A 21,789-nucleotide genomic window follows, 5' to 3' on the forward strand; every position below is an offset into this window, starting at 1 on the left:
CCTACGCAGTGCTTGCATAAGTCTTAAGGAAAAATCTTATTTTTTTAGTCGCTCAAGCTTGTTTGAGCAGATGTTTGACCAAATTATCTTTCACCATCATCTGCCGTAAAACTTCTAATAAAAATTCTTGAGCTTCTTGTTGACTCAAATTCTTTACCTGGTCTTTTAAGTTTTGTAAACGAAATTGTTGCTCTAAGGTTAGTTCGATGGGGAAGTCCATGATTCACTCCTCTACTTGACTGAATCGGAGGTATATTTTGTTACTTACACTGTAAAAGCGTATGCGTAGCTTATGGTAAACGCTGCTTTATATTAGTATAGCACTGAGATATTAAAATGTCCATCTTGTCAAGTGATAAAAAACTGACATAATAAAATTTTACAATTTGAAAAAGACATATTTGTCTGTTCCTTTTTCAGGAGTTTATTGAAGCCAAGCATTGATAGTTGTAATGTTTAGAATATTTATATACCAACGACATTAAAAAGAAAAAACAAGCAAAACATCATCTGCAGGAGTCATAACTAGGAGTCAGAAGATTGATAGACGCAATGAAATTTTTTCAGCAAAGTGCTGGGAAGTGGCGATCGCAACGTGCAACTCACCACCTAGCCTTCAAGCGCTCAGAGACGGGAGAATCTGATATAGAAGTAGAAACTCTGGCTGCCGATCATCCAGAAATCATTGAACTATGCCAGTATCATCAGATTGACCCTAGCCTCTCAGTAGGAGGGTCACGGGTGCGCTGGCTAGGCACAATGTCTTGGGATAGAGAGGATGAGGAAAATCATCAAGGGAAAACCATATTTGCGATCGTCCCTGATGCAGATAATCCAAGGCAAGGCAAATTACTTCGTGAAAGAGGTTACGCCGAAATTGTACCCGTCGTTGGTCTGTTTCATCTGGATGATGAAGATGGATTAGTGTTGACAACCGAATACGAAACAATGAGTTCCATTGAACGATTTTGGTTCATCAGCCCAAACACGCGACTGCGAAGCAGTACAGTGAAACGGTTTGGTGGCTTCAGCACTGCATCGTTTTGCACAGAAACCCGGATTGAGAATTCTTTAGAACCTTCCACCACCGAAGAGGTGACTTCTAAACAACAGTTTTATTCTGTTTTAGGCTGGTGAATGATTCTCAAGCAGACTGATGCTTTTACTCGTGGGCAAGATTATCTACATCTGGTAGGGGGATTTGCCCTAGAGCCAGGTATGGTGAATGTATTCGATAACTTACGCGATCGCATTGCCATTTGCACTTGGATCGGCGAAAACATTAACACTGTTAATGCTCAAATCAACACTTATGTGGAAGCCTGTCACCAGTGCTTTCATCCCCAACAGCGTCGCCATATCCAAATTTTTGCAGTACCCATCGCTCAGTCTTTCGGTATAGACGGTCTGTGCAACATTCTTATAAACCCAATCACCATTTTGGTAGATGTCGGTCGAGTTGCACCCAAAGACTGGTTCGGTATCGTCGTTCATGAATATGCTCATGCCCATTTAAAAGACTTTGGTCATAATCAGCAGTTTGCTAGCATTCTGTCTCATCTGTGTTTAGGACTGGGATTAGAACCACCTCGTTGGGAAGCAGGAATGGAAGCAACTTTGCGTAGCTGGCCTTACTGTCAATCAACCATAGATCCTTTGGAATTTTGGATCGGAAATGGGAATAGAAAATAGGGTATGGGGGATGGGGAAATGTGGGGATGGGGAACTAGGGGCCCCCACGAAGTGGGGAAGGTGAGGTAATGGGCAGATAAGGAGAATTCCTAACTGCTGTAGAGACGTGATTAATCGCGTCTGTACTCAACAGTCAATACTCCTAATGCCCCTATTCATTAATTAATTTTGCGAAATGTTAAAAAATATTGCTTCAGTTGAAAAAGGTGAAACAGAATCTTCTAATCTGAATTATGTGAACAAAAGCTTTTACTTAATATTTAGCTAAATCCGAAAGAACCCGAGAAGATAAGAAAATTCATCATCTGCGGTAGGGCATTTTCTGAACTGGAAAGTGAGCTTCAGCATCTCCTGAGCAATAGCTGGGTTAGCTGAAAACCCTACGCCATATTGCTTGCAGATAGTGTAGAGATGTCACTAATTATTGACTGGGAAGCCGCAGTGCCTTGCTGAGGCTAGCAGTGGGTTAAATCCAGCAGGCTAAACGCTGTTTTTCTGAATACTTAACTACTATTGGTTAAGTTTCGTAAAACTTTATCAGAATCTAAGGTTCTGATCCAACTACGTCCCTTAATATGTGATTTAAAGTTGTTAACTTTAATTAAGAACATGGAGGCTTTAGAGTGTCACTTCCTCTGTTAACATACGATCCTTCAAGTCAAAATCAGCGTGTAGCTGCATATGAAGTACCGGGTGATGAACAGCCCAGAATTTTTTCTACAGACAATCTGCTTTCTCCATCAGATTTAGGTAATCTGATTGAAGCAGCATATCGTCAAATTTTATTTCATGCGTTTGCTGCCGATCGCGAAACATTCCTAGAGTCCCAACTCCGTAATGGACAAATTACAGTACGGGACTTTATTCGTGGGTTGCTGCTTTCCAATACCTTTAGAAAAAGCTTCTACGACCTCAACAGCAACTATCGTTTTGTTGAGCAAGTAATCCAACGGGCTTTAGGACGTGACCCATACAACGAGCGAGAAAAAATCGCTTGGTCGATTGTGGTCGCTACCAAGGGTATTAAAGGCTTCATTGATGAAGTCCTCAATACTGAAGAATATCTAAGTAGCTTTGGATACTCAACAGTACCTTATCAACGGCGTCGAGTACTGCCATCTCGCGCTGAGGGTGAGTTGCCTTTCAACATCAAATCTCCGCGATACGAGGCTTACCACCGTGCCCAATTAGGCTTCCCCCAAATTATTTGGCAGGTAGAAATACGCAGATACACCCCACAAGACAAAAAGCCCAAGGCTGGCGATCCGTCTCAATTCTTGGGGATGGCACAGGAAGTCAATGCAACTGGCAATATCCCACAAAGGATCTCGTCATACAACATCGATATCGAAAAGGATGTACCTTATCGACAACTGGCAGGAATCAAGTAAGGATTTGAAGTCAGTTGCTAGTTAGTACATAGTTTTGAGCATTTTGTAGCGTGCATCAGTCCTGGGTTTGGTAGTAGTTTCATCTAGGTATAACTAGTGAAGCAGATTCTAGCCCATGTCTGATGCACGCTAATCGTTTATGGGCATGGGAAGTATGGGGAGAGCAGGAGAGCTTCAGGTGCAGAGGGGATGAATAATAACTTCTCACGCCTCGGCAGAGTGTCTTCGGCTTTGCTCAATAGTCATTAGACCTCTTGCATAAATATTTTTTTGTCTCACGCAGAGGCGCAACCGAAAGTCTGAGCGCCGGCTTCCGAGGTAGACGCTTTGCGGTGAGGGGGTCGCGGTCTTGGCGGTTTCCGTCGATTGCGATCCCCCGAACCCGTAGGGCTTGCCGCAGGCATCAGAACTTTCCAAGACACAAACGCACAGAAGAGAACGCAAAGAAGGACTTTTGCAAGAGGTCCATTAGTCATCAGTCAACACTCAGTATACCCCATACCTTTACGGTGCAATTCGTCTTTTTAGCATTTCCAAAAGTTTGGTAAATTGGCTCGGAGGAGTTGCTGTCACCTCAATCATCTCTCCAGATAAAGGATGCTGTAATTTGAGTCGCCAAGCGTGCAGTGCTTGACCAGGCAAATTTACTCCCACTGAACGGCCAGAACCATAAACGGGGTCGCCAACAATTGGATGACCGATTTTGGCGCTGTGGACACGAATTTGATGGGTGCGTCCAGTTTCTAGTTGAAAGAGGATTAATGTGTAGTTACCGAGGCGTTCTAGTATTTGCCAATGAGTGACGGCTACTCGTCCACCTGCTTCAACAGACATAATAGCCATTTTTTTGCGGTCTTGGGGATGGCGACCAATGGGCATATCAATTGTGCCAGATTTCGTTTTCGGCGCACCGTAAACCACGCCCAAGTATTCTCGCCGTGCTGTTTTTGCTTTTAGTTGTGCTTGTAGGTGATGATGGGCAAGTTCTGTTTTGGCGATCGCGATCGCTCCTGTTGTATCCTTATCCAAGCGATGCACAATTCCCGGACGCTGGACTCCCCCAATTCCTGGTAAATTGGGACAGTGTGCTAATAGGGCATTAACCAAGGTGCCATCTGGATGACCGGGTGCAGGATGGACAACTAAGCCTGCGGGTTTGTTAAGAATGAGTAACTGGTCATCTTCGTAGAGGATATCTAAGGGAATATCTTCTGCTTGCAGTTCTAAAGGTTGGGCTTGTGGGATTTCTAGAGTGATGCGATCGCCCACTTTTACATTAATCTTTTTAGATATGCAAACTTTGCCGTTAAGTTGGACGTTACCTTCTTCGATTAATTGTTGGATGCGGGAACGGGATAAATCTGGTAGTTCTTGCGAAATATAACGGTCAAGACGAACACCCGCGTCATCACTATTTTCTGAGATTTGTAAATTAAATACGGTCACAATTTCTTGAAATTACTTCTCTACGATTCTTAAAATTCTTCTTTGTTAAAACTTTATTTTTTTAGAAGTGAACTATTTTGAATTCTAAATTTTGCTTTATGGAATCCCTGCTTGTTTAAAAATTTGTTCGGCTGTAATTTGCAGTCTTTCAAGTAGGGAATCTTCTATAATATCTGCACCGCTTTTTGTTTGAGGTCGGGCATCAGGATAAAAAATAGTGACTGTTTTCGCTTTTGGATCTATAACCCAAACTCTCATAACGCCAGCATTGAGGTAATCTGTAGCTTTTGCACTCATTTCTCCAAAAGTTTGGTCGGGAGAGATAATTTCAATCGCTAAATCTGGAGGTATGGGACAAGCTTCATCCTCAATTAAATCACTGTTAAGCCGAGAGTAAGAGATATAAAGTAAGTCTGGTATGGGCACCCAGTCTCGACCCTGACGTTTTAAGGTAATTGCCCACTCGATACCAACCTCACCGCGATTTTGTGCCCATTGAGTTAGAAGTATACTTAGAGCAAGAGTCAATCGTGAATGGAATCTTTTTGGTGCCATTTTGGGTTTTAATTCACCATCAACTAATTCGTAGGTGATATCCCCTTCCCCTTCAGGCAGTGAAAGGAATTCTTCTAGTGTGATTTGAGATTTGACTTGAGTCATGGTCGTTGTCTCCCTGTACAAAATCACCGCTTGTTCTGAGTTTCAGGAAGCTTGGAGCTTCTGACTTTTTTCAAATTCAAATTAGCAATTTTATAACTAATATGCTTATTATGACTTCTAAAGACGAAATATATTGCGTCTATTTTGGCATAGATAAATTTAGTAAAAGCAAATGCGATTAATTTTATACAGTAAACCTGGCTGCCATTTATGTGAAGGTTTGCAAGAAAAGCTCGAACAAATCCAAAATCTTAGTTTTGAGTTGGAAATTCGAGATATTACAACTCGTGAAGATTGGTTCGGTGCGTATCAGTATGAGGTGCCGATACTTTTTTTAGCAAACCGCCAAGACACCGAGGAAGTGTTACCCCGTCCTTCTCCTCGTGCTAGTGTGCAACAGTTGGAGCAAATGTTGCGTAAGTATTTCGCCAATTAGAAAAAAATAATGCAGAATAAGCGCAAGAAAACTATGTGACGAGGTTCACAAGATGAAATTGCGGGAATTATTAACAGGGGTAGATAGTGTTGAGCAATTACCTAATCATCCAGCTTTGAAGGATGCAGAAGTTAAAGGTTTGAAGACAAATTCCCATGCTTGTGGAGTGGGAGATTTGTTTATTGGAATGCCCGGAACACGGGTTGATGGTGGGGAATTTTGGCCTAGTGCGATCGCATCTGGTGCTGTGGCAGCAATTATCTCTCCCCAAGCGGCAGAGAAACATCCTCCCACAGATGAAGCTGTGGTGATTAGCGCCAGTAACATCACTCAAGCTTGTGCCCAGATAGCCAGCGCTTTTTACGGTTATCCAGGGCAAAAACTCAAGCTGGTGGGTGTAACCGGTACCAATGGCAAAACTACAACCACCCACTTAATTGAATTTTTGCTCGCCAAAGCTAATCTAGCTACGGCTTTGATGGGAACTCTTTATACTCGTTGGCCTGGTTTTGAGCAAACTGCTATCCACACAACGCCCTTCGCGGTGGAACTGCAACAGCAGTTAGCTGAGGCTGTGAATGCTGGTAATGAGTTTGGGGTGATGGAAGTCAGTTCCCACGCTTTGGCACAAGGTCGAGTATTGGGTTGTCAATTTGAGGTAGGAATATTCACTAATCTTACTCAAGACCATCTCGACTACCACAGCGATATGGAAGATTACTTTGCCGCCAAAGCCTTGTTGTTTAGCCCTGATTATCTCAAGGGACAGGCGATAATTAACGCTGATGATTCCTACGGTCAGCGCATAATTGCCTCCTTGAATCCAGAGCAAGTTTGGAGTTACAGTGTCAACGACAACAGCGCTGATTTATGGATGAGTGACTTAAGTTACCAGCCGAATGGTGTGAGTGGAACTTTGCATACACCAAAAGGTGATGTAGCTTTTCGATCGCCTTTAGTCGGTCAATATAATTTAGAAAATCTTCTAGCAGCGGTAGGAGCAGTTTTACACTTAGGGTTAGATTTACAATTAGTGGCATCTGTAATACCTGAATTCCCAGGAGTTCCCGGACGGATGGAACGAGTACAAATTAGCTCTAAGCAAGATATTAGCGTGATTGTAGATTATGCTCATACCCCAGATAGCTTAGAGAATTTGCTCAAAGCCGCACGTCCATTTATACCTGGGAAGCTGATTTGTATGTTTGGTTGTGGCGGTGATCGCGATCGCACCAAGCGCCCAAAAATGGGTAAAATTGCGGCTGAATTGGCTGATCTGGCAGTGGTGACATCAGATAATCCCCGTACCGAAAACCCAGAAGGGATTTTAGAGGATATTTTGGCGGGAATTCCCCAAACAGTGCAGCCAATTGTAATTTGTGATCGAGCGATCGCTATTCGTACCGCTATTTTACAAGCACAACCAGGTGATGGGGTATTGCTTGCTGGTAAAGGTCACGAAGACTACCAAATTCTCGGTACCGAAAAAATCCATTTTGATGACCGAGAACACGCACGCGAAGCTTTACAGGCAAGACTAGGCTAATTTAGGCATAGGGTATGGGTGAGAGGATGGGGGGATAAGGGGAGATGGGGAAAAGAAGAATTACTTTCTCCCCCACCTTTCCATCTCCCTATCTCGCCATTTTTCATTTGTTAATATTTCTTTCCGTAGGGATTTTGTCAAAAATGCACACATAAAGGTGAAAATCGAAGACAGAATTGTTTGTTGCTTCATCCTTATTGTGCTTGACTCATGAATGTTTCTTTGACTAAGGATCTGTCTGTTTATCAACTGGTTATGGGTGTGCAAGCCCCTCCTAAACCATTGTCCCTCAGTCCTGCTACTCTCCTATCACTGGTGAGAGCGCAAATTGACTTACTCATAGAGCAACAAATTGCAGCTACTTTATGGGTGAAGCTACCACCAGAAAAAGTTTGGCAATTAGAATTAGCTCGTTATCAATCCTTGGTGGGTGCGTCTAGTCTGATATATACTTGCCAAATTGAGGATATTAAGAGAAGGAAAGATGAGGGAGATGGGGGAGATGAGGAAAATATGGGAGCATCCCCCTCATCTTCCTCATTACCCCATCAAATCCCCGTTTATTGGCCACCCCATAGCCAACTACGACGGGAAAACTTTCTGATGGTATTGTCTCCCCAATTTTGCAGTTTAATTTTGGCTCATCGACTACTGAAAAAACGCAAAAATCAAACATCTGAAAAAGTCAGTAGCAATAAAAATCAGCCGTTGTTAATTATCACTACTGTTGAGGGAAGAATAATTCAGCAAGTATTAAATGGTATCCAACAGGCACTAACGCCATCATCCCCAATTATATCTGCTGATTTTATTTATCCAACTGTGCCTGAACCTGCACTGATGAATCAACTGTTGGCAAAACAACTCTTGCGCCAAGATGAAATTAATCGTCAAATTGTCTCAGTACGCACTACCAAGTTGCAACAGCAAAATCAAGAGCTACAGAACAAAGAACAACAAAAAGACGAATACTTAAAAAATGTTTGTCAAGAACTGCGTATTCCTTTGACACACATGAAGACAGCACTCTCGTTGTTGAATTCCCCTAATCTCAAACCACCACAGCGACAACGTTATTTACAAATGTTAAATACCCAGTGCGATCGCCAAAATTCTTTAATTACTGGTTTATTGGATCTCGTGCAACTGGAACGTGATTTAGAAGGGACAACTTTAGAATCGGTGCGTCTTGGTGATATTGTGCCTGGAGTTGTCAGTACCTACCAACCTCTAGCCCAAGAAAAAGGAATTATGCTAGCTTACACCGTACCTACCGAACTTCCAGCTGTTTGGTGCGTTAGTGGTGGGCTGAGGCAAATTGTGATTAATCTGCTGCACAACAGTATTAAGTTTACCCCCAATGGAGGTCAAGTATGGGTACGTGCCCGTCTTCAGGGTGATTATGTCCAATTAGAATTTCGTGACACAGGTATTGGTATTCCCGAAAGCGAAATCCCTAAAATCTTTGACCGCTTTTATCGCGTGCGGACAACAGCAAGTGAAGATTATGGTGGTGCTGGGTTGGGGTTAACAATTGTTCAACAATTGCTACTACGTTGTGGCGGTTCTATTTCTGTGAAAAGTAAACTAAATGAAGGCTCCACTTTTGTATTACAATTACCCAGTGTTGGCGACCGCTTAGCAGCGAGCGCTACCGAAAATGAGTCGTAAGTTATGATTATTCCTTGAGTTAATTTTGTGGTGCTATACATTGCCCTTGTTTAAACTTAATTAAGAAATAGCATCACAAATTTTGGTATAATCTATTTTGCTTAGAAAGTTTATTAAAGGAATTAAAATTTGACGAATCGAGAGTATTTTAATTGTGAATACTTAATTTTTAATTTATTATTTTTTGATAAATAATAATTCCTTGTTAGAAGTTATTGGAAAAGCCGTGATAAGTTGGCGGACCATCATAATTTACCAATAAATATTAAAGCTCCTACTTAAGCTCTTACCTTCGGGTAGAGGATAAATTTAAAATTACTTTCATCACAAAGCCAAAAGTCTTTAACTAAAGGCAGATTGTTTGTGCCTTTACTCCTAACTTTTAACTTCTAACTTTTGCTGATTACTGCTAACTTCTAAAGGAAGAAAAATCGTTAATATTTCTCCATAATGTGGGCGCTGACGCACAATTAGTTTGCCGCCGATCGCCTGAAACAAATGTTTGGTTGCCGCCATATTCAAACTAATCGTACCTGTTTCTGGTTGGAACATCAGCAGTTGACCAAGGGCTTTGCGAATTGGCGGCGTTGCTGGTGTAGGAAATTTATTAGTATCTTTGCATAAGAATTGGGGCGATAATTGTAACTTCAGTTGATCTCCAGCTGGAATAACTTGTACTTGAATGTGGCTACCAGCGGGTAAACTGCGAGTAAAATTCTCCATCAAACCAGTGAGTACCCGGTCTAACATACTGGGATTGCTAACTACAGTTGGCAGTTGTTGGGGTAAAACAACATTCAAAGTTAAATTCCGTCGGTGTGCTGCTTGTTCCCAACGGGGAATGCTTTGTTGCAACACTTGATCTAAACACATGGGTGTGAGTTGAGTTTTTGAGGATTTTACTGAGGTAGCAGTTTCCAGTTCTGCTGCTTTAAACAGTAACTCCATACGGTCAATTTGCTCGCTACACTCACGATCAATAATTTCTAAGCGATCAATTACACTTGGGGCTAAGTCTCGCCGCTTCAACAGTAGACGCGTCATGGTGCGAATAGTTGTCAAAGGTGTACGAACTTCGTGGGCAAAGGCCTGGAGTAACTCAACATCAGGATTGTGCATTGGGCATGAGTTATTTTCTCTGTCCTCCTTGTTGCCACTCTCTAGTAAAGAGTCCCTAGTTTCTTCTGGTTGTGTTAATTCCTGAAGCAACAGCTGGCTAAACTGAACCACGATCCGGGAATCTAGCGCTACTGGTGAATACTGTTGTACTAATTCATCCAGTTGGGTAAAAAATTCTGGATCGTTGAGGATTACCCGTGCTCCTAGCGATCGCCAAGCTTGCTGTACTACTTCTGGTTCAAAAGAAAATGAAAAGGTTTTTTTACCATTATTATGTGTTGCTAAAACTAATACTAATGTAAATTTATCTGTAAAAACTAAGCAAAACTGTTCTGCTGCCAGCGGATCGGCAGGTAGTAAGGGAAGTACCGATTCACCAGCAGCGATTTCATCATCATCAGGTACGTTGGTGTAGCCCGGTACAGGCATCGCATCTGGCATCTGAAACGGCATCAGCGCTAAAGGGTTAAATGGTTTTGCACTAAAAGTAACTGTTTGTAAGCTTTGAGTCAGTTTTGGCTGACTAAATAAGGGCGCTGGTGCAGCTAAAACTAATCCTTGGGTTGTGTCACCTGAAACAGTTGCTAAAGTATTTAATAGTAACTGTTGTGTTGCTGCGAGGCTGACACGCCACTGGCGCTCTGCTTTAGCTGGTGATTCAGCCACACTTGATTGATTTTGTGCCAAGATTTCCAAAAGACTTGGCAATATCCATTGGTACACAGGTTTTCACCCCTTAATTCCAGAGCGACTAACAGCGTCTAAAGTAGACATCTCACTACTACTTAAAAGGTTATAGTTATTTGTGTACTGGTGACAGTCGTAGAACCGAACAATTTGGGTGCAATTTCCTCTGTGATTAACGCCGTAACGCATCCTACAAAATTGGTGATTTTTTAATTAGAAATCCTATGGAGAGCGATCGCTTTTTAATTGTGGTGAATTAAAGAGCGTTCGCCTTTATGAGTACCCAGAGTGCGATCGCCCTAGCATCGTAGACAACTTACAATATGAAGATGTCAGCTAAAGACCTCTATCACGATACAGTCAACAGGACTTACGCAACTGGCACACCACGAGCGCTAGTCAGTAGTACATAAGTATTTATTTACTGAGAATGTGTTTGATTGGCTTGACTCAAATTAGTAATAATAATTAATCATGTATCTTCTTGTTCAAAATTTTATAATAAAATTGATATAAGGTGCATAAAAAAGTTGGTTAGTGATGAGATTTACTAAACTTAATTATTCTCAATATTTACTAAGCAGCCAAATTAACTATACAATGACTAATTTAGCAGAACACTTATAAAGTATTAGTCATGATAAAATTAATTAATATTTAAAGAATGAAAAATTAACTCCTCGTTTACTTTGTGATAATGTCAAAGATTTAATTGCCCCTGACGAGGATGCTTATATTATATTTGATGATACAGTTTTAGATAAAAGATTTTCTGAGGAAATAGAAAAAGTTTTAGCATAAGGTTTTATACTTATATTTTAAAAAATACATATAATTTTATACTGACTTGCTCCTGACAACTATGAATACAAGTTCCAATATCAAGTTAACGATCGCCTTCAACGACCCTGACTTAGAACCTGAAGAACAAGATGAGCAGGTTCAACGGCTAATGACAGAACTCAAACAAATAGACGAGGTATATGCAGTTGGTCGTGTTCTTGATCCCAACCCACCAGAAGGTAACAAAGCATTAGGCGGGTTTCTGGTAGGTCTGTTAATGGCTGAGGTGAATGCTGCCAACGCGAAAAAGTTGATGGGATTTCTGGGCGATCGCCTCGGTGGGAAACCAATTGAACTGGCGGTGGAAGCCAACGGCAAAAAACTTACAGTAAAAGCTGACAGTCGAGAAGAGCTGGAAGCAGCCATCAAAGCAGCCCAAGATTTTATCTCAGGATAGGTAAGAAAACATGGAAAAAGTAGCTAAAGTAGCTTTGCTGATTGGGGTTAGTGAGTATGAGCCAGAGCTAAATCCATTACCTGCGGCTGTGAAAGATATTGAGGCGCTGCAACGAGTTTTGAAAGATAGGGAGATGGGAGGATTTGATGAAGTGAAAGTGCTCCCTAATCCTGACCGACAGCAAATGGAATCTGAGATTGAAACCTTGTTTTCCGGTCGAACCAAAGACGATCTGGTGTTGCTATTTTTCTCTGGGCACGGCATTAAAGATGATGCTGGTAAGCTATATTTTGCGACTCGGAACACTCGTAAGACTACTAAAGGGGAGTTGATTCGGTCAACTGCTGTACCAGCCAACTTTGTCCATGAAATCCTGAACAATAGTCGAGCCAAACGGCAGACAATTATCTTAGACTGTTGCTATAGCGGAGCGTTTGATCCGGCATTACAAACTAAAGATGATGGCTCAATTGATTTGCAGACCCAACTGGGGGCTGAGGGGCGGGTGGTGCTTACTTCTTCTAGTTCAACCCAGTATTCCTTTGAGCAGCAGGCATCAGACTTATCAATTTACACTCGATATCTAGTTGAGGGGATTGAAACCGGAGCAGGCGATCGCAATGAGGATGGGTTTATCTCGGTGCTGGAATTGCATGAGTATGCTACCAGTAAAGTGCGGGAAACTGCACCCACGATGACCCCAAAGATCATTGTTCTTAAAGATAAGGGGTTTGAAATCATTCTCTCTAAAGCACGAGTTTCTGACCCTCAGCTGAGATATCGAAAAGCCGCTTCACGTTATGCAAATGCCGGAACAATTCGACCATCTGCTCGTGCTGTTCTAAATACAGTGAGGCAGCAGTTAGGCTTGACCCCTGAAGAAGCTGCTGAAATTGAAACTGAGGTATTACGCCCTTATCGAGAGCGATTAGCGAATTTACAAAACTATCGAGAAGCTCTAATTGCAGAAGCAGAGCATGAACATCCTCTAAGTGACGATGCCTGTCAAGAAATGAATATGCTTCAAAAGCTTCTAGCGTTGAGAGATGCTGATATTTTGCCAATTAAGCAAGAAGTTGAAGCGCAGTTTGCCCAGAAGTCAGAGTCATACCAACAGAATTTAGCTCAATACAAGCAGTATTTACAGAAACAATTCAACAAGAATTTCCTTTAAACCAGCAAGCTCGTCAAAACTTAGAGAATTTGCAGAAGTCTTTAGGACTTAGAAATGAAGATATTACCGTTCTTGAACAACCCCTTCTTCACCAAGCACAAATCAGATATCAGCAAAAGCTCAGACAAATAGCGGAGCAAAAGCAACGGAAACAGGAACAAGCAGAGTATGAAAACAAACTCCGTAGCTACGAGCAAGAATTCGCAAAGGCAGTTCAGGCAGAATACCCATTAAGTCAAACTGCTTTGCAACGCTTGAAGACCTATCAGCAGCAATTAGGACTAAAAGATGAAGATGTTGAGCGCGCTGAGCAGCCAATTCGTGAACCAGCAGAGGTCAAGTACCAGCAAAAGCTCAGACAAATAGCGGAGCAAAAGCAACGGCAACAGGAACAGGCAGAGTATGAAAGCAAACTTCGTAGCTACGAGCAAGAATTCGCAAAGGCAGTTCAGGCAGAATACCCGTTAAGTCAAACTGCTTTACAACGCTTGAAGACCTATCAGCAGCAATTGAAACTAAAAAATGAAGATGTTGAGCGCGCTGAGCAGCCAATTCGTGAACCAGCAGAGGCCAAGTACCAACAAAAGCTTAGACAAATAGCGGAGCAAGAGCAATGGGAACAAAAACAGGCAGAGTATGAAAATGAACTTCGTCGTACAGAACCTAGCAACAAAGCATCAATTCCTTTCACGAAGTCTTCAAAAATAGTTGGAATTGACTTAGGTACAACGAACTCCTGCGTCGCAGTCATTGAAGGTGGTAAACCCACGGTTATTGCTAATGCAGAGGGTTTTCGGACAACACCATCGGTAGTAGCGTTCGCCAAAAATGGCGATACTTTGGTAGGGCAAATCGCCAAGCGCCAAGCGGTGATGAACCCGGAAAACACCTTCTCTTCAGTTAAGCGTTTCATTGGTCACCGCTTCGACGAAGCTACTAGTGAAGCTAGGGAAGTTTCTTATAAAGTATTGAGCAGTGGTGGTAACATCAAGCTAGATTCTCCTGGTGTTGGTAAGCAGTTTGCCCCAGAAGAAATTTCAGCTAAAGTTCTGCGTAAACTAGTTGAAGATGCTAGTAAATACCTGGGTGAAACTGTAACCCAAGCTGTAATCACAGTTCCGGCATACTTCAATAACTCCCAACGGCAAGCGACAAGAGACGCTGGTAAAATCGCAGGTATCGAAGTTCTGCGGATTATCAACGAGCCGACTGCTGCATCTGTAGCATACGGATTTTATAAAAAGAATAACGAAACTATCCTAGTATTTGACCTTGGTGGTGGTACCTTCGACGTATCTGTGTTGGAAGTAGGTGATGGCGTATTTGAAGTACTAGCTACATCCGGTGATACCCACCTTGGTGGTGACGACTTTGATAAAAAAATAGTTGACTTCTTAGCTGAAAAGTTCAAGAAAGACAAAGGCATCGACCTACGCAAAGATAAACAAGCCTTACAACGTTTGACAGAAGCCGCAGAAAAAGCCAAGATTGAGCTTTCTAGCGTTACCGAAGCGGAAATTAATCTGCCATTCATCACCGCTACCCAGGATGGGCCGAAGCACCTGGATACTACTCTCACCCGCGCTAAATTCGAAGAACTCTGCTCAGACTTAATCAACCGTTGTCGCGTTCCTCTAGAAAATGCTCTTAGAGATGCGAAGTTAAACAAGAACGATATCGATGAAGTTGTACTAATAGGTGGTTCTACCCGAATTCCTGCCGTTCAAAATTTAGTCAAGCGGTTGTTAGGTAAAGAACCTAACCAAAGCGTTAACCCTGATGAAGTGGTAGTTCTTGGTGCAGCAATCCATGCAGGGGTATCTAGTGGTGAAATTACTGGTATAGTGCTATTAGATGTAACACCACTTAGTCTAGGTGTAGAAACCTTGGGTGGTGTGATGACCAAAATTATCTCCCGCAACACCACAGTTCCAAACAAGAAATCTGAAATATTCTCCACTGCCGTGGATGGTCAAACCAACGTAGAAATTCACGTACTCCAAGGTGAGCGGGAACTTGCTAACGATAACAAGAGTTTGGGAACCTTCCGCCTTGATGGTATTCCCCCTGCACCACGCGGTGTTCCGCAAATTGAAGTGGTGTTCAACGTTGACCCCAACGGTATCCTCAACGTCACCGCCAAGGACAAAGTTACTGGTAAAGAACAGTCCATCAGCATAACTGGTGCTTCTACACTAGATAAATCTGATATTGATCGGATGGTAAGAGAAGCCGAACAAAATGCTTCTGCTGACAAGGAACGTCGTGAGAAGATTGAACGCGAGAACCAAGCTAACTCTCTGGCGTATCAAGCCGAGAAACTGTTGCAAGACTTGGGTAATAAAGTTCCTGCTGCTGACAAGAGTAAAATCGAAGGTTTGGTGAAAGAGCTGCGTAATGCTATCTCTAAAAAATACTACGAGCAGATCAAGAAGCTGATACCAGAATTGCAACAAGCACTATTCGCAGTTGGTAGCAACATCTATCAACAAGCTGGTGGCGGTTATGATGTAATTGACGCTGATTTTAGAAATTATAATAGTAGATGATGTAATTGACGCTGATTTCACCGAATCAAAGTGATATCGTTTCGGGTTTTCATCATCCCACTAAACGAACTTTAACAGAATTTACTACTGCTTAATTTTTCAGTAGATTAGCAATAGACTATCTTAATAACACTTTATGACTTCTTTAGAAGCGTCAGTTGAGGATTTAGTGCTAGTTGCTGGTGCTACTGGTGGAGTAGGGCAACTGGTAGTAGGCAAGCTGCTAGAAAAAGGTTTTAGAGTTCGTGTCCTGACACGCAATGCCGCAAAAGCTCAACAAATGTTTAATCAGCAAGTGGAAATTGTTGTTGGTGATACCCGCCAGCCCGCTACACTTCCAGCCGCAACATCAGATGTCACCCAAATTATATGTTGTACCGGAACCACAGCCTTTCCCTCTGCCAGATGGGAGTTTGAGCAACCCCCGAACTTGATTGAATGGGGAATAATTTTTCTTAATCCCCAATTTAGTCAAGCAAAAGCAAAAAATAGTCCAGCTCAAATCGATGCCCAAGGTGTTAGCAACCTTGTAGCAGCAGCACCTAAGAATTTGCAGCGATTTATTTTCGTCTCCTCCTGCGGAATTCTCCGTAAAAATCAGTTTCCTTTTAGCGTTCTCAATGCATTCGGCGTTTTGGATGCCAAACATAAGGGTGAGGAATCGATTGTTGATTCAAGATTACCCTACACTATTATCCGCCCAGGACGCCTCATTGACGGGCCTTATACTTCATATGACCTCAATACCCTCCTGAAGGCAAAAACACAGGGCAAATACGGTGTGGTGCTTGGCACAGGTGATACACTTTCAGGTGATGCTAGCCGGATTGATGTCGCAAACGCTTGTGTAGAATCTCTTTTTTACCCAAGGAGTTCCAGAAAAATTTTTGAAATAGTTAATAAGGGAGAAAGACCGCCTGTTATTGACTGGGAAACTCTTTTTACTGGGCTGGAGTGAGTGGGAAAAAGACAGGGGGTAGGGAGGCAGAGCAGAGAATTCCTAACTCAGCGCTCCCAAAGCCACGCATCCTGTTTGGCCAATGCCCAATCCCCCAAGCTTAATGACTAATGACTAATGACGTAATTTGTTACCTCTAAAGACGGCAAACACCACTCAGACATTACGGTTCACCCTAATTACTGAAAGTATTAATTCTCATACATTAGACAAAGTGAAAGCAAATTAATCCATGAATCAACTTAAAAACATTGAGTTGTTTAACCGTCATAACAGAGGTTCGGGAAACCACCCTTCATGGATCTCAATATATATATCAGCATAGTCTGGAGTTATAAGCCCAGAAAAGCCAAACTAAGGTATTAATGCTGAACTGGCTGATTTCTTGACCCTGTTGGTTCAAAATTTAGTCCTTTATATTCTCATTCATTCATTTAGTAGTTATACGGAGCCAGCACCTAAAATGGCAAAAGTAGTTGGAATTGACTTAGGTACAACGAACTCCTGCGTAGCAGTGATGGAAGGTGGTAAACCCACAGTTATTGCTAATGCAGAAGGTTTTCGGACAACACCATCAGTGGTTGCATTTGCTAAAAATGGTGATCGCTTGGTTGGTCAAATCGCCAAACGTCAAGCGGTAATGAACCCCGAAAATACGTTTTACTCTGTCAAGCGCTTTATTGGACGCCGCTTTGACGAAGTTACCAAGGAGACGACTGAAGTTTCTTATAAAGTCCTGAGTAGCGGCGGCAATGTCAAGCTAGACTCTCCAGGCGCTGGTAAGCAATTTGCTCCAGAAGAAATTTCTGCACAAGTTCTCCGCAAACTGGTTGAAGACGCTAGCAAATACTTGGGTGAAACTGTAACCCAAGCTGTAATCACTGTCCCAGCATACTTCAATGACTCCCAACGGCAAGCAACCAAAGATGCTGGGAAAATAGCAGGTATTGAAGTTCTACGGATTATCAACGAACCTACAGCCGCTTCTCTGGCATACGGCTTTGATAAAAAGAGCAACGAAACAATTCTGGTATTTGACCTTGGTGGTGGTACTTTCGACGTATCCGTGCTGGAAGTTGGCGATGGAGTTTTTGAAGTATTAGCTACATCCGGTGATACCCACCTTGGTGGTGACGACTTTGATAAAAAAATAGTTGACTTCTTAGCTGAAAAGTTCAAGAAAGACGAAGGCATCGATCTACGCAAAGATAAACAAGCTTTACAACGTTTGACTGAAGCCGCAGAGAAAGCGAAAATTGAACTTTCTAGCGTCACCCAAGCAGAAATCAACTTACCATTTATTACTGCTACTCAGGATGGGCCTAAGCACCTAGATACAACCCTGACTCGCGCTAAATTTGAAGAACTTTGCTCTGACTTAATCGACCGTTGCCGGATCCCTGTGGAAAACGCTCTCCGGGATGCCAAGTTAAGCAAGAACGATATTGATGAAGTCGTATTAGTTGGTGGTTCTACCCGCATTCCCGCAGTACAACAAATTGTCAAGCAGGTATTGGGTAAAGATCCTAACCAAAGCGTTAACCCTGATGAAGTTGTGGCAGTAGGTGCAGCAATTCAAGCTGGGGTCTTGGCTGGTGATGTTACTGGCATCTTGCTGTTAGATGTGACACCGCTATCTTTGGGTGTTGAAACATTGGGTGGCGTGATGACCAAAATTATCCCCCGCAACACCACAATTCCCACCAAGAAATCTGAAGTGTTCTCCACCGCTGTGGATGGTCAAACCAACGTAGAAATTCACGTCCTCCAAGGCGAACGCGAATTTTCTAACGATAACAAGAGTTTAGGAACCTTCCGCCTCGATGGCATTCCTCCTGCACCACGTGGTGTTCCCCAAATTGAAGTCGTGTTCGACATTGACGCCAACGGTATCCTCAATGTCACCGCTAAGGACAAAGGTACTGGTAAAGAACAGTCCATCAGCATAACCGGCGCTTCCACCCTCGATAAAACTGACGTTGACCGGATGGTGAGAGAAGCTGAACAAAACGCCTCAAGTGACAAGGAACGGCGTGAGAAGATTGAACGCAAGAACCAAGCCGATTCTTTGGCATACCAAGCTGAGAAACAGCTACAAGAATTGGGTGATAAAGTTCCTGCTGCTGACAAGACCAAAGTTGAAGGTTTGGTAAAAGAACTGCGGGAAGCGATCGCTAAAGATGACGATGAACAAATCAAGAAGCTGACCCCAGAATTGCAACAAGCATTATTTGCCGTAGGTAGCAACATCTATCAACAAGCGGGTGGCGGTGCTGCACCTGGCGCTGAACCTCAAGATGGCAGTTCCTCCACTGCTGGCACAGGTGATGATGTGATTGACGCTGATTTTACAGAAAGCAAATAATTCCCCTATTTTTTGAGGAAGATTATTTTGTCCCACCTCATATTGCCCATCCAAGCTTTGGCTTTGATGGGATTTTTTTAACTTTTGAAGTTAGGAGTTAGAAATAATATGACTAGGGACTGAGAAATAAAAAATATATCCCCTGTTCACAGTCAACAGTCATCAGTCAACTCTTAACATTCTTATGCCTTATGCTCAAGCACCTTGGATACTTCATGGCTATGGTATTCAAACTCTGCATTTGGTGAATATTGAAGAAGTGCGCCCTTTAATTCCCTCAGAGTTAGAAATTATTTCTGTATGGCCTGGTAAAACTTTTGGTAGTGCATATTTATCTAATTACAAAACAAGCCCTGTATTAGAGTACAATGAGCTAATTATTGTCCCGGCTTTGGTTCATTACCAAAGAAAAATCGGCGCTTGGATTTCGCACATTTATGTAGATAATACTGATTCTGTGGCTGGTGGTAGAGAAATTTGGGGACTACCGAAGCAACTAGCTAAGTTTACCTTGGAAGAAAAATCTACTACTGTACATCAAGGAAACCAGAAATTGTGTAGTTTTAACTATCATCGACAAAGCTGGGCATGGCCTACCCAATTAAGCGCGTCTACTTTCAGCGCTAAGAGTACTAATTTAGTGATATTCTCCGCTGAATTTAATTGTCTATTAAGTTTGATTGGTTCTCAGTTAGAAATCCCCGCTGAAAGTCCTTTTTCTGGAATAGGTTTAGGTCAGCCTTGGTTAACTGTGCGTTATCAGCAGCTAAATTTGCGAATTCATGCGCCAAAAGTCCTTGGTGAAATACACGTCTAGCGATTTCCAGATTTTTAACACTAGCAAGCTAATGTCTGAAACAAGGTACTTTTTATATATTCTAGTCATAATTGGGAATATTGACAATCTTTAGTAAAGTATTCAAAATTACTAGATAATCTAAAATTACTTGATAAATTGCTAATTAGACGAATAAAATGAGGTGATACAAATTTATTTAAGCAGGTATATTATCTGATGTTCATACTAAAGTCAATTAAGCAATTTAGAAAATGAGTAATAGTTGGATAAATGATAAATATAATTTAATAGAAAATATTATAAGATGCTATCCAGATTTACAGGATGTTTTAGAAATATATAATTTTGAGCCTTCAATTAAGCAAGAAGGTTGCCGCTTAGTTGTTGTGCAACCAAAAGTAGCGATCGCCTGTAAATTACCTAAAACTTTTGGAGAAGGTAATTGTCAAATAAATTTCAGCAACATCTTTTTAAAAGGTCTAAAAATTAGTTTAAACCATCAAGATATTTTGGGTCAATTAATGACTGGAATAAACACCCAGCCGCATTGGGGCTGTCGTCAATTTTTGAAACAGCTAGATAAAAATAATTTTGAAGTATATTTAGGAAAAACAACAGTTATTTTATCCGAGTTAGAAACATTAGATTTATGTTTGTGTATTGATACAGTTTGCCAAGAGTATAAAAAATTGATAATTAAATTTGAAAATTCTTTAGAAACATGGGATTTTGAATTTTTAAATGTTGCAAATAGTCGTGGTTTTCTACTGTTTTCTGTAGGACAAAAATTATGGAAGTTAATGCAGCAGTTTGCTGATGAGTTTGATTATACTAAAGGTAAATCAGAATGGCATTTATTTCATAATGAAGATATCTCAATTCGAGTGAGTCGAGGAATTTGCGATCATACATTTATCTCGCCCAGAATTGATAATAGTAATTTTTCGATATGGTCTCAGGATAAAATAAATATCATTTATTTTATAAATGATGTTTATTTACAATCTCTTGAAAGAGGTAAAGTAACTTCTTGGCAGCAAGACATCGGACTACGCGGAACCTGGACAGCTAAATATACTAAGCAATGGTTATTAGAAAAATATATTCCCAAAGTTATTAATTATTATCTAGATAAATTTCAATTATCTGAAGCTGAATTACTATCTGAAATAATAAATTATCAAGGCGATGCCTACGGCGGCAAGCTACGCGTACAGATAAAAGAGATTAATGAGATTAGAGATTTATTACCTTATCTTCACGATATCCAGTCATGGTTACATATATATAAAGAAAATATTGCTACTACACTGTTGCAATCATATTACCAAACATTTACGGATTTGATCCGCAATACTGATTCTTCCATAATAGGCATAGACTATATTATGAGAAATTTATTTAGGATGAAGTGGAAGAATACACAAGAAGAAATTCCTCAAGATTCCATACGCTGGAATTTTAAATATGCTCTGAATTATTTAGATGAACAAGTAGCAAGAATAAATACTATTAAATATGAAAATAGTTTGAAAGCAGATTTGATAACTAGGACATTTATCTGGATAATAGAAAACGGAAAAATTAGTTTTTCTCAAGCTCACTTAAATACTGCTAAACATGCTTTGCAACCACTTTGGGAACAGAGCCGCTTTGAAATGCGCCATGTATTTATTAATCGATAAAGCTAGATAATATCTTGTAGATTTAACACAAATCCAGGTAGAATATCTTTTCCTGACAAAGTAGTAGGATTGTTGGCGTTGCTGAATAAAGGGATGAATTAATTTATATAGGTACAATTTGATACTTCAAATAATGAAGTAATAATTTAATTGAGTGTCTCAGCATTTGTTCTGATTTGGAATAGCATAAAGTTTTTCTGTGAAGGCGTGCAAGATAATGACGTAATCGGGTATTTTCATTTTCTACTCGCGTCATATATGTTTTACTCACAATTTGATCTCCATTGGGTATAAAACTAGGGTAAACTTTCCAGCCATCGGTCACATAAAAATAGCTTTCCCACTGTTTCACAATTTCCCATAATGGCTCA

General features: G+C 41.3%; 18 protein-coding genes and 1 pseudogene. 13 read left to right on the top strand and 6 right to left on the bottom strand.

Annotation, left to right across the window (positions count from 1 at the left end):
* Window positions 1-52: 52 nt before the first annotated feature.
* On the bottom strand, window positions 53-220 hold the full coding sequence (locus tag FCR06_RS16540) for an NblA/ycf18 family protein (RefSeq protein WP_138501539.1): 168 nt from the start codon (window positions 218-220) through the stop codon (window positions 53-55).
* Between the two features lie 323 nt (window positions 221-543).
* Here FCR06_RS16540 and FCR06_RS16545 point away from each other — a divergent pair, with 323 nt between their 5' ends.
* The 3 genes from FCR06_RS16545 (at window position 544) to FCR06_RS16555 (ending at window position 3,083) form a co-directional block, all read left to right on the top strand.
* A complete protein-coding gene (locus FCR06_RS16545) occupies window positions 544-1,137 on the top strand; it encodes a phycobiliprotein lyase (RefSeq protein WP_189523456.1) in 594 nt (197 codons plus the stop codon).
* Window positions 1,138-1,692, top strand: coding sequence for a hypothetical protein (locus FCR06_RS16550; RefSeq protein WP_138501544.1), 555 nt, complete (start codon window positions 1,138-1,140; stop codon window positions 1,690-1,692).
* A gap of 623 nt (window positions 1,693-2,315) precedes the next feature.
* A complete protein-coding gene (locus FCR06_RS16555; RefSeq protein WP_138501546.1) occupies window positions 2,316-3,083 on the top strand; it encodes a phycobilisome rod-core linker polypeptide in 768 nt (255 codons plus the stop codon).
* 275 nt (window positions 3,084-3,358) lie between these two features.
* Here the strand turns inward: FCR06_RS16555 and FCR06_RS34280 are convergent, their stop codons facing one another.
* The 3 genes from FCR06_RS34280 to FCR06_RS16565 form a co-directional block, all read right to left on the bottom strand.
* The gene (locus tag FCR06_RS34280; protein WP_262984678.1) at window positions 3,359-3,487 is read right to left on the bottom strand and encodes a hypothetical protein; all 129 of its coding nucleotides are present in this window, start codon (window positions 3,485-3,487) and stop codon (window positions 3,359-3,361) included.
* 100 nt (window positions 3,488-3,587) lie between these two features.
* Window positions 3,588-4,529, bottom strand: a complete 942-nt coding sequence (locus tag FCR06_RS16560; RefSeq protein WP_138501548.1) for an RluA family pseudouridine synthase — start codon at window positions 4,527-4,529, stop codon at window positions 3,588-3,590.
* A gap of 96 nt (window positions 4,530-4,625) precedes the next feature.
* Window positions 4,626-5,189: a Uma2 family endonuclease gene (locus tag FCR06_RS16565; protein ID WP_138501550.1), complete on the bottom strand. Its 564-nt coding sequence runs from the start codon at window positions 5,187-5,189 to the stop codon at window positions 4,626-4,628.
* Window positions 5,190-5,361: 172 nt separating this feature from the next.
* On the opposite strand from FCR06_RS16565, the gene FCR06_RS16570 reads away from it, so the two are divergent.
* The 3 genes from FCR06_RS16570 to FCR06_RS16580 all read left to right on the top strand — a co-directional run bounded on the left by FCR06_RS16570 (window position 5,362) and on the right by FCR06_RS16580 (window position 8,842).
* Entirely contained in the window at window positions 5,362-5,625 is a 264-nt protein-coding gene (locus tag FCR06_RS16570) for a glutaredoxin family protein (RefSeq protein ID WP_138501552.1), read from the top strand.
* Window positions 5,626-5,677: 52 nt separating this feature from the next.
* The gene (locus FCR06_RS16575) at window positions 5,678-7,171 is read left to right on the top strand and encodes a UDP-N-acetylmuramoyl-L-alanyl-D-glutamate--2,6-diaminopimelate ligase (RefSeq protein WP_138501554.1); all 1,494 of its coding nucleotides are present in this window, start codon (window positions 5,678-5,680) and stop codon (window positions 7,169-7,171) included.
* A 210-nt stretch (window positions 7,172-7,381) separates the two neighbouring features.
* On the top strand, window positions 7,382-8,842 hold the full coding sequence (locus tag FCR06_RS16580) for a DICT sensory domain-containing protein (protein WP_138501556.1): 1,461 nt from the start codon (window positions 7,382-7,384) through the stop codon (window positions 8,840-8,842).
* 375 nt (window positions 8,843-9,217) lie between these two features.
* Here FCR06_RS16580 and FCR06_RS16585 read toward each other — a convergent pair whose 3' ends face one another.
* Window positions 9,218-10,684, bottom strand: a complete 1,467-nt coding sequence (locus tag FCR06_RS16585; protein WP_138501558.1) for a sensor histidine kinase — start codon at window positions 10,682-10,684, stop codon at window positions 9,218-9,220.
* A gap of 826 nt (window positions 10,685-11,510) precedes the next feature.
* Between FCR06_RS16585 and FCR06_RS16595 the strand changes: the two genes are divergently transcribed.
* From FCR06_RS16595 to FCR06_RS16625, 7 genes and pseudogenes are all read left to right on the top strand, one after another.
* A complete protein-coding gene (locus tag FCR06_RS16595) occupies window positions 11,511-11,888 on the top strand; it encodes a hypothetical protein (protein WP_138501571.1) in 378 nt (125 codons plus the stop codon).
* Window positions 11,889-11,898: 10 nt separating this feature from the next.
* Window positions 11,899-13,062: a caspase domain-containing protein gene (locus FCR06_RS16600; RefSeq protein WP_138501573.1), complete on the top strand. Its 1,164-nt coding sequence runs from the start codon at window positions 11,899-11,901 to the stop codon at window positions 13,060-13,062.
* 680 nt (window positions 13,063-13,742) lie between these two features.
* Window positions 13,743-15,645, top strand: a pseudogene (gene dnaK, locus FCR06_RS16605) (molecular chaperone DnaK).
* Between the two features lie 102 nt (window positions 15,646-15,747).
* Window positions 15,748-16,569: an SDR family oxidoreductase gene (locus FCR06_RS16610; RefSeq protein ID WP_138501575.1), complete on the top strand. Its 822-nt coding sequence runs from the start codon at window positions 15,748-15,750 to the stop codon at window positions 16,567-16,569.
* A 463-nt stretch (window positions 16,570-17,032) separates the two neighbouring features.
* On the top strand, window positions 17,033-18,934 hold the full coding sequence (gene dnaK / locus FCR06_RS16615; protein ID WP_138501577.1) for a molecular chaperone DnaK: 1,902 nt from the start codon (window positions 17,033-17,035) through the stop codon (window positions 18,932-18,934).
* A 184-nt stretch (window positions 18,935-19,118) separates the two neighbouring features.
* Window positions 19,119-19,751 (top strand): acetoacetate decarboxylase family protein, encoded by a 633-nt coding sequence (locus FCR06_RS16620; protein WP_138501579.1) that lies wholly within the window; start codon window positions 19,119-19,121, stop codon window positions 19,749-19,751.
* 233 nt (window positions 19,752-19,984) lie between these two features.
* Window positions 19,985-21,418 (top strand): hypothetical protein, encoded by a 1,434-nt coding sequence (locus FCR06_RS16625; RefSeq protein WP_138501581.1) that lies wholly within the window; start codon window positions 19,985-19,987, stop codon window positions 21,416-21,418.
* A 103-nt stretch (window positions 21,419-21,521) separates the two neighbouring features.
* On the opposite strand, the gene FCR06_RS16630 is transcribed toward FCR06_RS16625, so the two are convergent.
* Window positions 21,522-21,789, bottom strand: a 268-nt coding sequence (locus tag FCR06_RS16630) for an IS1 family transposase (protein WP_138501583.1), incomplete at its 5' end; no start/stop codon positions are given.

It is taken from the genome of Nostoc sp. PA-18-2419 (genome assembly GCF_005869855.1).
In the GTDB taxonomy this organism is placed as follows: Bacteria; Cyanobacteriota; Cyanobacteriia; order Cyanobacteriales; family Nostocaceae; genus Nostoc.

Excerpts from the sequence above, each read along its gene's own strand:
- FCR06_RS16540 (WP_138501539.1), bottom strand. The coding sequence starts at position 220 with ATGGACTTCCCCATCGAACTAACCTTAGAGCAACAATTTCGTTTACAA.
- FCR06_RS16550 (WP_138501544.1), top strand. The coding sequence starts at position 1,138 with ATGATTCTCAAGCAGACTGATGCTTTTACTCGTGGGCAAGATTATCTA.
- FCR06_RS34280 (WP_262984678.1), bottom strand. The coding sequence starts at position 3,487 with ATGCCTGCGGCAAGCCCTACGGGTTCGGGGGATCGCAATCGACGGAAA.
- FCR06_RS16565 (WP_138501550.1), bottom strand. The coding sequence starts at position 5,189 with ATGACTCAAGTCAAATCTCAAATCACACTAGAAGAATTCCTTTCACTG.
- FCR06_RS16570 (WP_138501552.1), top strand. The coding sequence starts at position 5,362 with ATGCGATTAATTTTATACAGTAAACCTGGCTGCCATTTATGTGAAGGT.
- FCR06_RS16575 (WP_138501554.1), top strand. The coding sequence starts at position 5,678 with ATGAAATTGCGGGAATTATTAACAGGGGTAGATAGTGTTGAGCAATTA.
- FCR06_RS16580 (WP_138501556.1), top strand. The coding sequence starts at position 7,382 with ATGAATGTTTCTTTGACTAAGGATCTGTCTGTTTATCAACTGGTTATG.
- FCR06_RS16595 (WP_138501571.1), top strand. The coding sequence starts at position 11,511 with ATGAATACAAGTTCCAATATCAAGTTAACGATCGCCTTCAACGACCCT.
- FCR06_RS16600 (WP_138501573.1), top strand. The coding sequence starts at position 11,899 with ATGGAAAAAGTAGCTAAAGTAGCTTTGCTGATTGGGGTTAGTGAGTAT.
- FCR06_RS16610 (WP_138501575.1), top strand. The coding sequence starts at position 15,748 with ATGACTTCTTTAGAAGCGTCAGTTGAGGATTTAGTGCTAGTTGCTGGT.
- dnaK (WP_138501577.1), top strand. The coding sequence starts at position 17,033 with ATGGCAAAAGTAGTTGGAATTGACTTAGGTACAACGAACTCCTGCGTA.
- FCR06_RS16620 (WP_138501579.1), top strand. The coding sequence starts at position 19,119 with ATGCCTTATGCTCAAGCACCTTGGATACTTCATGGCTATGGTATTCAA.
- FCR06_RS16625 (WP_138501581.1), top strand. The coding sequence starts at position 19,985 with ATGAGTAATAGTTGGATAAATGATAAATATAATTTAATAGAAAATATT.